The sequence below is a fragment of the Micromonospora sp. PRAS1 genome (assembly GCF_059553435.1).
This window is the reverse complement of record NZ_JCANNB010000009.1, coordinates 177773-191662: the sequence shown is the minus strand read 5'-3', so window position 1 is coordinate 191662 and position 13890 is coordinate 177773. Positions and strand designations below refer to the sequence as shown.

At 72.0% G+C, this 13890-nt stretch carries 11 protein-coding genes; 7 read left to right on the top strand and 4 right to left on the bottom strand.

The genetic code is table 11. The features are described from left to right. Nucleotides 1-20: 20 nt before the first annotated feature. The 5 genes from AC507J_RS11625 to AC507J_RS11605 all read left to right on the top strand — a co-directional run bounded on the left by AC507J_RS11625 (nt 21) and on the right by AC507J_RS11605 (nt 7566). Nucleotides 21-2462 carry a glycoside hydrolase family 3 C-terminal domain-containing protein gene (locus AC507J_RS11625; protein WP_496289121.1) on the top strand — a complete coding sequence of 814 codons (2442 nt, stop codon included), beginning with the start codon at nt 21-23 and terminating at the stop codon, nt 2460-2462. Nucleotides 2463-2476: 14 nt separating this feature from the next. Then, nucleotides 2477-3520: a LacI family DNA-binding transcriptional regulator gene (locus tag AC507J_RS11620; RefSeq protein WP_496289120.1), complete on the top strand. Its 1044-nt coding sequence runs from the start codon at nt 2477-2479 to the stop codon at nt 3518-3520. Continuing rightward, nucleotides 3517-5721: a glycosyl hydrolase family 95 catalytic domain-containing protein gene (locus tag AC507J_RS11615; RefSeq protein WP_496289119.1), complete on the top strand. Its 2205-nt coding sequence runs from the start codon at nt 3517-3519 to the stop codon at nt 5719-5721. Before AC507J_RS11620 ends, AC507J_RS11615 begins: the two co-directional genes overlap by 4 nt. Before the next feature lie 83 nt (nt 5722-5804). Next, nucleotides 5805-6956 carry a hypothetical protein gene (locus tag AC507J_RS11610; RefSeq protein WP_496289118.1) on the top strand — a complete coding sequence of 384 codons (1152 nt, stop codon included), beginning with the start codon at nt 5805-5807 and terminating at the stop codon, nt 6954-6956. 88 nt (nt 6957-7044) lie between these two features. Then, nucleotides 7045-7566, top strand: coding sequence for an Lrp/AsnC family transcriptional regulator (locus tag AC507J_RS11605; RefSeq protein ID WP_496289117.1), 522 nt, complete (start codon nt 7045-7047; stop codon nt 7564-7566). Between the two features lie 76 nt (nt 7567-7642). Here the strand turns inward: AC507J_RS11605 and AC507J_RS11600 are convergent, their stop codons facing one another. The 3 genes from AC507J_RS11600 to AC507J_RS11590 all read right to left on the bottom strand — a co-directional run bounded on the left by AC507J_RS11600 (nt 7643) and on the right by AC507J_RS11590 (nt 11832). Continuing rightward, nucleotides 7643-9106 (bottom strand): APC family permease, encoded by a 1464-nt coding sequence (locus AC507J_RS11600; protein ID WP_496289116.1) that lies wholly within the window; start codon nt 9104-9106, stop codon nt 7643-7645. A gap of 65 nt (nt 9107-9171) precedes the next feature. After that, on the bottom strand, nt 9172-10482 hold the full coding sequence (locus tag AC507J_RS11595) for a YlbE family protein (RefSeq protein ID WP_496289115.1): 1311 nt from the start codon (nt 10480-10482) through the stop codon (nt 9172-9174). Nucleotides 10483-10488: 6 nt separating this feature from the next. Then, nucleotides 10489-11832, bottom strand: a complete 1344-nt coding sequence (locus tag AC507J_RS11590; RefSeq protein WP_496289114.1) for a hypothetical protein — start codon at nt 11830-11832, stop codon at nt 10489-10491. 208 nt (nt 11833-12040) lie between these two features. On the opposite strand from AC507J_RS11590, the gene AC507J_RS11585 reads away from it, so the two are divergent. Both AC507J_RS11585 and AC507J_RS11580 read left to right on the top strand, forming a co-directional pair. Further along, a complete protein-coding gene (locus tag AC507J_RS11585; protein WP_496289113.1) occupies nt 12041-12634 on the top strand; it encodes a pyridoxamine 5'-phosphate oxidase family protein in 594 nt (197 codons plus the stop codon). 225 nt (nt 12635-12859) lie between these two features. Continuing rightward, nucleotides 12860-13201: an RNA polymerase-binding protein RbpA gene (locus AC507J_RS11580; RefSeq protein ID WP_046564157.1), complete on the top strand. Its 342-nt coding sequence runs from the start codon at nt 12860-12862 to the stop codon at nt 13199-13201. An 82-nt stretch (nt 13202-13283) separates the two neighbouring features. Here the strand turns inward: AC507J_RS11580 and AC507J_RS11575 are convergent, their stop codons facing one another. Beyond that, a complete protein-coding gene (locus AC507J_RS11575; protein ID WP_496289112.1) occupies nt 13284-13880 on the bottom strand; it encodes an FxsA family protein in 597 nt (198 codons plus the stop codon). Between the last annotated feature and the right edge of the window lie 10 nt (nt 13881-13890).

Below are 13890 nucleotides of genomic sequence, written 5' to 3'. Positions count from 1 at the left end.
GCACCGGAAGGCGATTCACCATGACCGACCGCACCACACCCCACCCCCGGGTCGAGGACCTGTTGGCCCAGCTCACCCTCCCCGAGAAGCTCGGCCTGCTGCACCAGTGGCAGGCGGCGGTGCCCCGGCTGGACCTGCCCGGTTTCCGGACCGGCACCGAAGCGCTGCACGGCGTCGCCTGGCTCGGCCCGGCCACCGTCTTTCCCCAGGTGATCGGCCTGGCCAGCAGCTGGAACCCGGACCTGGTGCGCGCCGTCGGTGCCGCCGTCGGCGACGAGGTACGCGCCAAGCACCACGCCGACCCCGCCCGGGTCGGGCTCAACGTGTGGGCGCCTGTGGTCAACCCGCTGCGTGATCCGCGCTGGGGACGCAACGAGGAGGGCTGGTCCGAGGACCCGCGGCTGACCGGCCAACTGGCCACCGCGTACGCGCAGGGGCTGCGCGGGGATCACCCCGAGCGGCTGCGTACCGCACCCACCGTCAAACACTTCCTGGGCTACAACAACGAGACCGACCGGGCCACCACCTCCAGCGACCTGCCGCCCCGGGTGCTGCACGAGTACGAACTGCCGGCGTTCCGGGCCCCCATCGCGGCCGGCGCCGCGGTCGCCGCGATGGCCTCCTACAACCTGGTCGACGGGGTGCCGGCACACCTGAGCCCACTCATCGACGCCGAACTGCGCCGGTGGGCCCCCGGCGAGGTGCTGGTCGTCGGCGACGCGGGCGCGGTCGGCAACATCGCCGGTGTGCAGGGCCACGCGCCCGATCACGTCAGCGGCTTCGCCGCCGCCCTGCGCGCCGGCATCGACAGCTTCACCGAGGACGACACCGACAGCGGACCCACAGTGCAGCGGCTGACCGAGGCGCTGCACCGGGGCCTGATCACCGTCGCCGACGTGGACCGCGCGGTGCGTCGCATCCTCACCATCCGGCTGCGGCTGGGCGACCTGGACCCGCCGCACACCGACCCGTACGCGGCGACCACACCGCAGGTCGTCGACTGCCCGGCGCATCGGGAACTGGCCCGGGAAGCCGCCCGCCAGTCCGTCGTGCTGCTGCACAACGACGGGCTGCTCCCCCTCCCGCCGGGGCCCCGGGTGGCCGTGCTCGGCCCGCTGGCCGACGTGGTGTACGAGGACTGGTACAGCGGCACCCTGCCGTACGCGGTCACCACCTACCAGGGACTGGCCGAACGACTGCCGCAGGTGAGCACCCATCCGGGCACCGACCGCATCGCGCTGCGGGTGGCCGACCGGTACGTCAGCTGCCCCGACGACGCCGACGGCGGCCCGTTGACCGTTGGCCCGGACCCCGCCTGGTTCGACGTGTTCGACTGGGGTCGGGACACGGTGGCGCTGCGCGCGGTCGGCAACGGCCGGCACGTCGGCGCCGACGACGACGGCACCCTGGTCAACGACCGGCCCGGACCCGGCGGCTGGGTGGTGCGGGAAACCTTCCAGTTCGATCCGCTGCCCGGCGGCACCGTGCTGCTGCGGCACCTGGCGACCGACCGGTACGTCACGGTCGACACCGACGGCCGGTTGCGGGTCGACGCCGACGGGCCGGCGTCCGCCACCGCCTTCGGCATCGAGCTGGTCGCCGACGGTGCGGCCGAGGCCGCCGCGCTGGCCGCCGCCGCCGACGTGGCGGTGGTGGCGCTGGGCAACCATCCGATGGTGAACGGCCGCGAGACCGAGGACCGGGTCGACCTGGCCCTGCCGGCCCGGCAGGAGGCGATGCTGCGTGCCGTGCACGCCGCCAACCCGCGTACCGTTCTGGTGCTGACCAGCAGTTACCCGTACGCGATCGGTTGGGCGCGGGAGCACCTGCCGGCGGTGCTCTGGTCGGCGCACGGCGGCCAGGAGCACGGCACCGCGCTGGCCGAGGTGCTGCTCGGCGACGCCGAGCCGGGCGGCCGGCTGACCCAGACCTGGTACGCCGATGTCGCCGACCTGCCCGACCTGCTCGACTACGACGTGATCGGCGCGGATGCCACCTACCTGTACTACCGGGGCGATCCGTTGTTCCCGTTCGGGCACGGCCTGTCCTACACCCGGTTCGAGTACTCGGGGCTGCGGCTGAGCACGCCGGTGGCAACCGTCGGCGAGCAGGTCGAGGTGAGCGTGGACGTCACAAACACCGGTGACCGGGCCGGCGAGGAGGTGGTGCAACTCTACACCCGGCAGCGCCGCTCCCGGGTCAAGCAGCCGCTGCGGCAACTGCGCGACTTCGCCCGCCTCACCCTCGCCCCCGGCGAGCGGCAGACCGTGACGTTGCGGCTGCGTACCGCCGAGCTGGCCTGGTGGGACGCCGACCGGGGCGGCCCGGTGGTGGAGGACGCCACCCACACCGTGCTGGTCGGGCGGTCCGCGACCGACGTACGGCAGGTCGGTGCCGTGGCGGTACGCGGCGAACCGGTCGAGCCCCGGCCCCGCCTGCACACCGCGAGCGGGGCCCGGTGAGCGGGCGTGGACGCGTGCCGTCCGGACAGCCCACCATCTCCGACGTGGCCCGGCACGCCGGCGTCGCGGTGAGCACCGTGTCGTACGTGCTCAGCGGCAAACGCGCCATCTCCGAGGTGACCCGCAACCGGGTCCTGGCCAGCATCCGGTTGCTCGGCTACCACCCCAACGCCGGCGCCCGGGCCCTGGCCAGTCGGCGATCCAACGTGATCGCGCTGGTGCTGCCGCTGCGCTCGGGCATCCAGGTGCCGGTGGTGATGCAGTTCGCCACGGCGGTGGTGACCTCGGCCCGCCGCCACGACCACGACGTGCTGCTGCTCACCTCCGACGAGGGGCCGGCGGGGTTGCGCCGCATCGCCGCCGGTGCCCTGGTCGACGGGGTGCTGCTGATGGACGTGGAACTGCACGACGCGCGGGTGCCGTTGCTGCGTGAGCTGGGCCGGCCCAGCGTGCTGATCGGCCTGCCCGCCGAGACCTGCGGCCTGACCTGTGTGGACCTGGACTTCCACCGGGCCGGCCAGGTCTGCGTGGAGCACCTGGCGCGGCTCGGCCACCGGCGGGTGGCGCTGCTCGGCGCCCCCGCCGCCGTCTACGACCGGGGCACCGGCTTCGCGCACCGCACCCGCTCCGGGGTGCTGGAGGCCGCCGCCGCGCACGGCGTCGACGCGGTGGCGCTGCCGTGCGCGGAGAACGCCGCCGAGGTGCACCAGCGGGTGGTCGACCTGTTCGCCCGCCACCCCGGCATCTCGGGGCTGGTCGTGCAGAACGAGGCGGCGGTCGGGCCGGTGCAGGCGGCCCTGGCGGCGCTGGGCCGGCGGGTGCCGCAGGACGTGTCGGTGGTGGCGGTCTGCCCGGACCAGTTCGCCGAGCACGCCAGCCCCCGGCTCACCTCCGTGCCGGTGCCGGCCGAGGAGATCGGCCGGCACGCCGTGTCGCTGCTGATGCGCAAGCTACGCGACGAACCGGTACCGGAGAGCACCCTGCTGCCGCCCCGGTTGACGGTGCGCGACAGCACGGCCGCCGCACCCGTCGCGGCGTTGGACCCGGCGGCGTCGTGACCGGGCCGACCCACCACATCTGGGACACCGAACCCGCGTCGAGCTGGGAGGACGCGTTCCTGGCCGGCAACGGCGAGTACGGCATCATGGTGTACGGCCGGCCGCACGCCGAACGCATCATCGTCAACCATCACCGGTTCGTACTGCCCAACGGCACCCGCGACGCCCGAGCGCCGCAACTGGCCGCACTGCTGCCCCGGATCCGGCAACTGATCCTCGCCGGCCAGCGGGCCGAGGCGGGTCGACTGCTGGCCGGCGACACACCACTGCGCTGGACGCAGTCGTTTCATCCCGGCTTCGCCCTCACCGTCGACGTGCCCGAGCAGACACCGGTGCGCGACTACCGCCGGCACACCGACTTCGACACCGGCGAGGTGGTGGTCCGCTGGGCCGGTGCGCAACGCCGATCGTTCGTCTCCCGCGCCGACCGGCTGGTGGTCACCCGGCTGGACCTCGGGAGCTGTGTGGTCGGTGCCACCGGTGAGCTGCCCGGCTGTCCGGGCGAGGTGCGCTACGCGGTGTCCGCGTATCGGCGCGACGGGTTGGTGTTCCTGCGGGTACGGGGCCGCTACCCGCAGGCCGGTGGCGCGTATGGCTTCGAGGGGTTGACCCTGCTGCGCGGCGACGTGGAACTCGACGGTGACCGGGTGCGGGTGCACGGCCCGGCGCTGCTGCTGACCGCGCTCGACCGGCCCGAGGCGACGTGGCGCACTCAGGCGTTGGCTCACCGGCTGGGCGGTCACCGCGACGCCGACTACCCGGCGCTGCTGCAGCGGCACGTGGCGCGGCACACCCCGGCGTACCGGCGGGTCGTGCTGGACCTGGCGGTGCCGGCCGAGCAGCGGGCGTTGCCGGTGGGTGAGCTGCTGGCCCGGCAGGCCGCCGACCCGCACCGCCTGGACCCGGCCCTGCTGGAACGGTTGTTCCACGCCGGACGGTACCTGCTGTTCAGCGCCAGTGGGGTGCTGCCGCCCCGACTGACCGGGCTGTGGCTCGGCTCCTGGGACGCGGCCTGGGCGGGGGACTTCACCACCGACGCCAACCTGAACCTGCAACTGGCCGCGGCGAACCTCGGCGCCCTGCCCGAGGTCACCGCCGCCCACGCCGGGCTGCTGCGCAGCCAGGTCGAACACTGGCGGGCCAACGCCCGCGCCGTCTACGGCACGCGGGGCCTGCTGGCGCCCAGCCGCACCGACGGCGAGCACGGGCACCTGTTCCACGTCCACCCCGACTGGCCGTTCACGGCGTGGCTGCCGGGCGCGCACTGGCTGCTGTTTCCGCTCTACGAGCACCATCTGGTGACCGGGGAGCCGCTCGGCGAGGTGGCCGGCTGGCTGGTGGAGGTGGCCGAGTTCTTCGTCGACTTCCTCACCGTCACCGCGCCCGACGGCACGGTGACGTTCGTGCCGTCGTACTCGGCGGAGACCGGGCCGCTGGACGCGGCGGGGAAACCGGTGCCCGCCGCGGTGAACGCCACAATGGACATCGCCGCGGCCCGGCACGCGCTGGCCGTCGCCGCCACGCTCACCGGTGACGAGCGCTTCACCGATCTGCTGGCGCGGCTGCCGGCGTACCGCATCGACTCCGACGGGGCGTTGGCGGAATGGGCCTGGCCCGGCTACCGCGGCGACGAGGACCACCGGCACGTCAGTCACCTCTACCCGGTGTGGCCGCTGGACGAGATCGACCCCGACGACACCCCGGAACTGGCCGCCGCCGCGCATCGGGTGCTGCGCCGGCGCGGCGACGAGAACCTGTCGGCGCACGGCAGTCTGCACCGGGCGCTGGCCGCGGCCCGGCTGCGCGACGGCAACCTGGTGGCGGAGAACCTACTCAAGATCGTCGGCCGGGACATGTTCTTCCGGTCGCTGATGAGCGCGCACAACCCGGGGCGGGTCACCTACAACGCCGACGCCGCGCACACCCTGCCGGCCGTGCTTATCGAGTCGCTGGTACGGGGGCGGCCGGGCCGGCTGCGGTTGTTGCCGGCGCCGCTGCCGGGACTGGAGCGCGGGACGCTACGCGGGGTGCGCTGCCCGGGCGGGCTCACCGTCGAGGAGCTGACCTGGTGGCCGGGCCGGGTCCGGGCCCGACTGCGCTCGCCGGTGCCGCAGCGGCTGCGGGTCGCCGGCCCGTACGGCGAGACGACCGTGACGTTGACCGCCGGCGAGACGACCGAGGTGCTCTCGGTCGCTGACTGACGAGGCCAGGGCCGGTTCCGTGGTGGCGGGTGGCGGTCGGGTCCTGCTGCGCGTTCCGGACACCCCACTAGACTCCCCGTTCGATGGACGCCCAGCCCGCCGCCGACACCCGCCCCTGCGCCCACTGCGGACGCGACGTGCCGCAGCGTGCCGGCGCCGGCCGCCCGTTCCGCTACTGCCGGGACAACGACGGCGCCTGCCAGCGGGCCTCCCGCAACAGCCGGATGCGCCACCGCAACGCCCCCGGCCTGCCCGGGCAGGTGGCCCGCACCTGGGAGGCGGTGGACCGGCTCGACCAGGTCGTGGCGACGCTGACCGAGGCGCTGCACGCCGAACTGTCCCCGGCCGGTGTGGAGCGCCAGCTCGCCCAGGTCCGGGCGGAGGCGGCCACGGCGGTCGCCGCGGCGCAGACCGAACGCGACGAGGCGCTGCGGGTGGCGGAGGACGCCAACGCCCGAGCTGAGCAGGACCGCCGACGGGCGCAGGTCGCGGCGACCGAACGGGACGCCGCACGGACCGACGCCGCGCACGCCGCCGATCAGGCCGCCGAGGCCACCGCGCGCGCCGAACGGGCGACAGCGGCCCGCGACGACGCCCAGCGGGCGCAGGCCGCCGCCGAGGCGCTGCGAACGCAGGCCGAGTCCGACCGGGACACCGCCCGCACCCAGCTGCGACAGCTGCGGACCGAGCTGGACGCCGAGCGTCGCCGGTGCGCCGAGTTGACCGCCGACCGGGACGCGGCTCGTGCGGAGGCGACACGTCATGCAGCGGCCGTCACCGAGGCGCGGGTACAGGCTGATCAAGCGCGGGAACAGGCCGACCAGTCGCGGGCGCAGGCCGAGAAGCTCCGCTCGGACGCCGCACAGGCGCGCGCCGAGGCCGAGCGTGCGGCGACCCGGGCCAGCGAGGCCCGGGCGGAGGCCAACGCCGCCCGCACCCGAGCCGAGCAGGCCGAACAGGCGCGTGCCGACGCCGAAGCCGACCGTGACCGGGCGCAAACGTCGGCCCGGCAGGCCAGCGCCGACCTGACCGCCGCCACCGCCGAGGCGGACGCGCTGCGCGCCGAGCTGGCCGCCGCCCGGGCGGCGGCCAGCGCCGCCGAGAACCAGGTGGTGGAGTTGACGGTACGGCTGCGCGCGGCCGAGACCGACCGCGACGATGCCCGGCAGCGGGTGGCCCAACTGGCGGGCCAGGTGGGTGAGCTCGCCACCGCCCTGACCCGCCGGACGCCCTGACGGGTGGGCGGGTGACCAGGTCGGTGGCCGGGCAGCGGCGATCGGGCGGACGACCTGCCCGCTGCTCGAACTTCGCTATGCTGACGCGATGGGATCCGTTCGGCAGCCACGACCACGTAGGGCGGAGCGGTCCGGAGCCAACGACCTCGACCTGCCGTTCACCGGCCTCGATCAGACTGATCGCGACATCCTGCGCATCCTGCAGACCGACGGCCGGACGCCGAACGTGGAGATCGCCCGCCGACTCAAGATCACCGAGACGACGGTCCGCAAGCGCATCGCGGCGATGCTCGACCGGGGCCTGTTCGAGATCGTTGCCGTTCCGTCGCCGAAGCTGGCCGGCTACAACGTGTCGGCCATCATCGGCATCTCGGTAAATCTGCCCAGCCTGCGGAGCGTGTCCGAGGCGCTGGTCCGGCTGCCGGAGGTCCGCTACTGCGGCTTCTCCACCGGCCGTTACGACCTGATCATCGAGGCGTTCTTCGCCGACAACCAGCATCTGTTGAAGTTCACCTCGGAGGTGCTGGGCGGCATGCCGGGCGTCAGCAACGTGGAGACGTCGCTGATCCTCAAGATTGAAAAGTTCTCCTACGAGTGGGAGATCGGCTGAGGTCGCTCGCCGCGCGCCGCCCGCCCGGAGCCGTGCGGGCGCCGGGCGGGCGGGTGGATCGCCAGGGGTGAGCGGTTCAGAAGACCTCTGTCTGGGTGAGTTCGGCGTACCGGGCCGGGTCCTTGGCTCGTAGCCACAGCGAGCGCGCCATACCCACGCAGAACGCCACCAGGAGCCCGCCCAGCAGGAGCAGGTTCACCCAGTCGGTTCGGTTGGACAGCAACTCGAAGTTGGTGGCGACCAACCAGCAGGCGATGGTCAGGCCCACGACGCTGAGCAGGGGGGCGAGTGTCGTGCTCCAGAAGGTCAGCCCGTGCCGGCGTTGGTGCCAGTTGAAGAACGCCACGACGGCTATCGCGCAGAGCGCCTGAAGAACGATCACCGCAAGTACGCCCGGTGCCACCATGAGCAGGAAGACCTGGAGGTAGGGGTCGGCGCCGACGAGTACGAAGATGCCGACCACGACCAGCGCCAACCCGGCCTGTACGGCGCTCGCCGCATGGGGTGAGTGGTGCCTGGGGTGCACCTTGGCCAGTGCCCGTGGCAGCAGCCGCTCCCGCCCGAGGGTGAACAGGTAACGGGAGGCGGTGTTGTGAAACGCCAGTGTGGAGGCGAAGGCACTGGTCACCAGGAGGATCTGCATGACCACGACCGCCGGGTAGCCGACGTACTGCTCGGTTGCCGTGAAGACGAGACCGACCGGGTCAGCGGTCGCCGCGGAGACGATCTCCGACTTCCCGTACGCCAGATAGACGATCCAGGCCATGAAGGTGTAAAAGATGGCGAGGAACCCGACGGCGAGATAGACGGCGCGCGGCACGGTTCGTTGGGGATCGCGGGCCTCCTCGGAGTAGATCGCGGTGGACTCGAAGCCGATGAAGGCGCCGAAGACGATGGCGAACATCGCGCCGGTGCCGCCGCCGGCGAAGATCGCGCCAGGGGTGAAGGAACCGAGGTCGAACCCTTCCGCGCCGCCGGTGAACAGCACCGGCGCCGCCAGGACCAGGAGGATCGCCGCCTCCGCCAGCAGCGCCACCCCGAGCACCTTGGCGCTGAGCGAGATCTGCCGGTGCCCCAGATAGGCGACGATCGCGAGCGCGGTCAGGGAGTAGACCGGCCAGGGGATGTCCGTACCGAGAAAATCGTTGAGCGGGCCGGCGGCGAAGGCGCCCACGGCGCCGAGCTGCCCGATCGCGATGGCCGAGTAGGCGGCCAGCGCCAGGGTCGCGGCTCCGGCGCCGACCGGCCGGCCGAGACCACGGCCGATGTACGCGTAGAAGGCGCCGGCGTTCTTGATGCGCAGCGCCATCCGGGTCAGGCCGACGGCGAACAGGAGCAGGACGAGGCCCGCGACCAGTTGCGCGCCGGGCGCCCCGACGCCGCCGATCATGAACGCGAGTGGAGCGAAGCCCGCCACCACGAGCAGCGGACCGGCCGCCGCCACCACGAAGAAGGCGAGTTCGAGCGGGCCCATCCTCCCCTTGATCTTGCGAGGGGCTCCGGTGGGTGTGGTCGAGGTTGTCGGTGGAGGATGTTCCATGGTCTCTCCTTGGCGAGCAGGGGCACGTCGCCGGCTGCTCGATGCCGATGTGGCGAAAGGGCGACTCACAATCTCTCGGCGCTGTTGCCGTAACGGTCCAGGTAGGCACGCGCCGCCGAACGAAAGCTGTCGGTCTTCGGTCTGAGGACGCCGGCCCCGATCTGGCCGCCGTCGCGGCCGGCGAGGCCGCCGTCGATGAGTGGGGTGGTGTCGGTGGCCAGCACCGCGAACAGGTCGATGCCCACCGGGGATCCCCGGAAGTCGAACGGCGGTAGTCGAAAGTCCGGGTGCTCGCCGACGGTGATCGAATACATCCGTTCGTTGTTCGCCCGCATCGCCTCGTACGTGCCGCCCTGGTAGTTCTGCAGGGTGGGGGCGCAGACCTGGGCGAACCCGCCGAGGCCGACGGTCTCGGTCACGCAACTCTCGCCACCGATCCATTCGGTGTCCGCCGGGCCGAAGCCGTCGAAGAACCGCCCGTCGAGGTCCGGGTGCTCGCCGCGGTACCACTGGTCGCCGAGGCCGCTGATCCGAATCGCGAATTCTCGGCAGTTGAGGGCCATCCCGGTCAGCAGGCTGCTGAACGGCACCCCGTGTGCCGCGTCGGCGATCGCCTTCGCGGCGGCCATCCCGACGCGCAGGAATGTGTAGTCGTTGTCGTCGAAGAAGGCGAGCACCTGCCGGACCGCGGCGACGTGCGTGTCGGTTCTGGCCAGTTCGAAGAGCGCGTCGCGTAGCTCCCGTTCGAGCAGGAGACTGCCGGCGGTGTTGCGGCTGTGCAGTTCGTCGCCCATCCGCAGGGCGCGGGCCATGAGCGGCTTCAGGGCGATCGGCCCCGTCCGACGCAGGCATTCGGAGAGCACGGGCGCCATCGTCGTCTCGAGCCAGCGAAGTCCCCGGGCGACCTCCTCGTCGTAGGAGCCGTAGTTGAGGCGGCGTCTGCTCCTGCCCTCGTACAGGTTGCAGTAGGCGGTGCCGCCGTAGGTCTCGTCCCGTACGACGAGGACCGGCATGGAGGCGGTGTAGATGCCGGCCACCGACCCGATGCAGTTGTGCTGTTGGGTCGTGCTGACCTGGATCTTGCCGGCGTCCAGCGCCCGCACCGCGTCGTCCGGGTCGGCGGCCAACCCCTCGTACACGGCGGCGTGGACGAGGGCTCGTCGCTGTCCGCCCGTGTACTCGGGCCAATCGAGCGGGGCGCCCGAGGTCAGGATGGTGGTCGGGGTCATGCCGGGGACGACGTCGGCGGCGGTGGCCACGTCCACCAGGGTGGGATTCGCGTTCACCAGCCGGTTCAACGCCTCGGCGTTGGCCGCGCGTCGACGCGCCTCTGCCTGCGGCGGCAGCGTACGGCTGGTCGGGTCCGGGGTGGACATCGGTCCTCAGATCCGTTGCAGGTACGTGCGTAGTTCCCAGTCGGTGACCACCGATCTGTACTCGTGGCACTCCTGGCGCTTGTGGCGCAGATAGGTGGCGTGGAACTCGTCGCCGAAGACCTCCCGGGCGAGCGGGTCGGCGGCGAACTCGTCGAGGGCGTCGTCCAGCGTGGGTGGCAGGGCGAGGTCGCCGTGCTGGGCGAGTTCCTCGGGCGTCATCCGGTAGGTGTCGGCGTTGAGGGGTGCGCCGGGATCGAGTTTTCTGGCGACCCCTTCGAGCCCCGCGGCGAGCACCATGCCGATGCCGAGGTAGTAGTTGACCGCGGCGTCGACCGAGCGCACCTCCAGGCAGTGCCGGTTGACGGGCAGTCGGCACATGAGGGTCCGGTTGTTCTCGCCCCAGGCGCGGTGTACGGGCGCCCACGAGATCTCGTCCATGAAGCCCTTGCTGGTGAACCGCTTGTACGAGTTGACCGAGGGCGAGGTGACCGCGCAGATGGCACCGGCGTGGGCGAGCACTCCCGCGGTGAAGCTGCGGGCCAGGTCGCTGTAGGCCGTGTCGTCCTCGGCCGTGAACACGTTGCGACCGGTCGCGAGGTCGGCCAGGCTGATGTTCAGGTGCGCGGCCGACCCGAAGTCGTCCTGGAAGGGCTTGGGCATGAAGGTGGCGACGCAGCCGAGTTCGCGGGCGCAGTGTTTGGCCATGAGCCGGAACAGCACCATCCGGTCGGCCATCGTGAGCGCGTCGGCGTAGTCGAAGTTGAACTCGTACTGTCCGTCGCCTCCCTCGTGGTCGAAGGAGTAGACGCCCCACCCGAGGCTGTTCATGTACTGCACCATCGGGTCGAGGAAGGGTTCGGCCAGCATGGTCGCTTCCAGGTCGTATCCGCGGGTCGGTGCGTTCAGGCGGTCGCTGGGTACCAGCGGCTCCCAGCCGTGCGGGGTCGGTCGGATGACGTAGAACTCCGGCTCGATCCCCACGTTGACGCCGAGGCCCATCGACCGCGCCGCCTCCAGTTGCCGGATGAGCAGATTGCGGGAGTCCTGGGCGTAGGGGGCGCCGCGCAGGTGCAGCCGGGTCGGTGCGACGGCGACGGCGGGGTTCCAGGGCAGCACCACCAGCCGGTCGAGATCCGGGAAGCCGGCGCACTCGTCCTCGTGCGGGCCCAACTCCCCCATCCCTTCGAGGGCGCCGACGGTGTAGAGCTCCGACCCCTCGGCCATCGACGGCAGCGACTCGACCGGTACGCACTTGCTCTTCGGTACGCCGTGGATGTCCACGTAGAACCCGAAGACGTACTTGACGCCCTGCTCGATCAACCGGCCACGCATGGCCTCCGCCTGTGACATAGAACACTCCACTGCTAGATTTCGAGCCACTATCCCGGAGCTGTTCTCGAATGTCAACAGTCTCGTGCCCTGTGAGTGCTGGTACTCGACTCAAAACGCCGTCGATCTTGGCGATATCCGATAGCGGCCGACGTCGTACGGCTCGGATCCCGTCCGCCCCGCCACCCGGGACCGCGCCGACCCCACCCGTGGCGACGATGATGGCGGGATGGGAAAGACGCACGAACGCATCGACGGGCGGCTACGGGACTTCATCGAGGAGCAACCGATCTTCTTCACCGCGACCGCTCCACTGTCCGGTGACGGCACGGTCAACCTCTCCCCGAAGGGCCTGCGCGGCAGCCTCGTGGTGCTCGACGAACAGACCGTGGCCTACCTGGACTTCGCCGGCAGCAACGCCGAGACCATCGCCCACCTTCGGGAGAACGGCCGGATCACGCTGATGTGGTGCGCCTTCTCCGGAGCGCCGAACATCGTACGGGTGCACGGCCGGGGCGAGCCGGTGTTCCGCGACGACCCTCGCTTCCCGGCCCTGGTGCGGCGTTTCCCCGACATCGACCCCACCGACCACGGACTACGGGCCGTCATCGTCGTACACGCCGAACTGATCCGCGACACCTGCGGCTACGCGGTGCCGTTGATGACCTACGACGCCGACCGGGACCTGCACGCCCGACGCTTCGCCCGCGAGGACGACGCCTCCCTGGGCAGCTACTTCGCCGGCAAGGAACACGTGGCGCACAGCCTCGACGGCCTACCCGGGCTGCCGTTGCCGTTGCCGCCGACCCCACGGGTCGGCTGACCGCTCGGCGGTTTACGCGACGGCCTGCCCGCGTCGGCGACCCGACCGGCTACCATTCCCGCTGGCGGCGACGGTCCGCCGAGGCGGCCGGGGGCAGGCCGTGGCCGGCTACCGTTGACCGCGCAACGCGTGAACGCCGCCGCCCGGGGTACGGCCGGGAATGGCCCGGCGGGGGCGGACCGTTGCACTGACAGGACCAGCACCACCGAAGAGGGGAAGTCGATCATGGGCGAGCGTATGCTGCGCGGTAGCCGGCTGGGCGCGGTCAGCTACGAGTCCGACCGCAACACGGAGCTCGCGCCGCGGCAGACCCGCGAGTACCTGTGCGCCAAGGGACACCAGTTCGAGGTGCCGTTCGCCGTCGACGCCGAGGTACCCACCACCTGGGAATGTAAGTTCGACGGCAGCGTCGCCCGGCTGGTCGACGGCAGCGAGCCGGAGCAGAAGAAGGCCAAGCCGCCGCGTACCCACTGGGACATGCTGCTGGAGCGGCGTTCCATCGCCGAACTGGAGGACATCCTCGCCGAGCGGCTGCAGGAGGTCCGCACCCGCCGCGGACGCGCCTGACCCGTACCCGCACAGCGCCCCCGGGATCATTCCCGGGGGCGCTGTCATGTCTTCGCGGGCGGGCCGACGAGTCGACCCTTTTTCAGCGGTTACGCGGCTCCACGATCTCACCCTCGATCGCCCCGCCGCCGTCCACCACCGGCTGCTGCTGCGCCACCATGGTCGGCTGACCGGTGCTCGTGGCCGGCTGACCGGTGCTCGTGGCGGGCTGGGCCGGCTGCTCACCGGTCGAGCCCGCCGGCTCCTGCGGCGCACCCCGGTACACCCGTACCCGGCGCGGCCCGAACAGGTCACCGGCCGCCATCGACGACATCCGGCGCTCGGCGGAACGCTGCATCCCGACCCGGGCCATCCGACGCACCGGCGGCACCAGCAACACCAACCCCACCAGGGCACTGACCAGACCCGGGGCGGCCAGCAGCAGCGCACCGAGCAGACCCACAAGCCCCTCGGTCACCTGACGACCCGGCGGCCGGCCGGCCTGCGCCGCCTCCCGGAAGCCCCGCCACGCCCGGATCCCCTCCCGACGCAGCAGCACCAGCCCGAGCAGCGAGGCCGCGAACACCAACAGCGTCGCCGCGCCGAAGCCGATGGTGCGGCCCACCATGACGAACACGGCCAGTTCCGCGGCCACGGACACCAGCAGGACCAACGGTACGAACCTCAGTGCTCGGCGCATATCACCCCAT

Excerpts from the sequence above, each read along its gene's own strand:
- AC507J_RS11580 (WP_046564157.1), top strand. The coding sequence starts at position 12,860 with ATGGGCGAGCGTATGCTGCGCGGTAGCCGGCTGGGCGCGGTCAGCTAC.
- AC507J_RS11595 (WP_496289115.1), bottom strand. The coding sequence starts at position 10,482 with ATGTCCACCCCGGACCCGACCAGCCGTACGCTGCCGCCGCAGGCAGAG.
- AC507J_RS11585 (WP_496289113.1), top strand. The coding sequence starts at position 12,041 with ATGGGAAAGACGCACGAACGCATCGACGGGCGGCTACGGGACTTCATC.
- AC507J_RS11575 (WP_496289112.1), bottom strand. The coding sequence starts at position 13,880 with ATGCGCCGAGCACTGAGGTTCGTACCGTTGGTCCTGCTGGTGTCCGTG.
- AC507J_RS11625 (WP_496289121.1), top strand. The coding sequence starts at position 21 with ATGACCGACCGCACCACACCCCACCCCCGGGTCGAGGACCTGTTGGCC.
- AC507J_RS11605 (WP_496289117.1), top strand. The coding sequence starts at position 7,045 with ATGGGATCCGTTCGGCAGCCACGACCACGTAGGGCGGAGCGGTCCGGA.
- AC507J_RS11610 (WP_496289118.1), top strand. The coding sequence starts at position 5,805 with ATGGACGCCCAGCCCGCCGCCGACACCCGCCCCTGCGCCCACTGCGGA.
- AC507J_RS11600 (WP_496289116.1), bottom strand. The coding sequence starts at position 9,106 with ATGGAACATCCTCCACCGACAACCTCGACCACACCCACCGGAGCCCCT.
- AC507J_RS11590 (WP_496289114.1), bottom strand. The coding sequence starts at position 11,832 with ATGTCACAGGCGGAGGCCATGCGTGGCCGGTTGATCGAGCAGGGCGTC.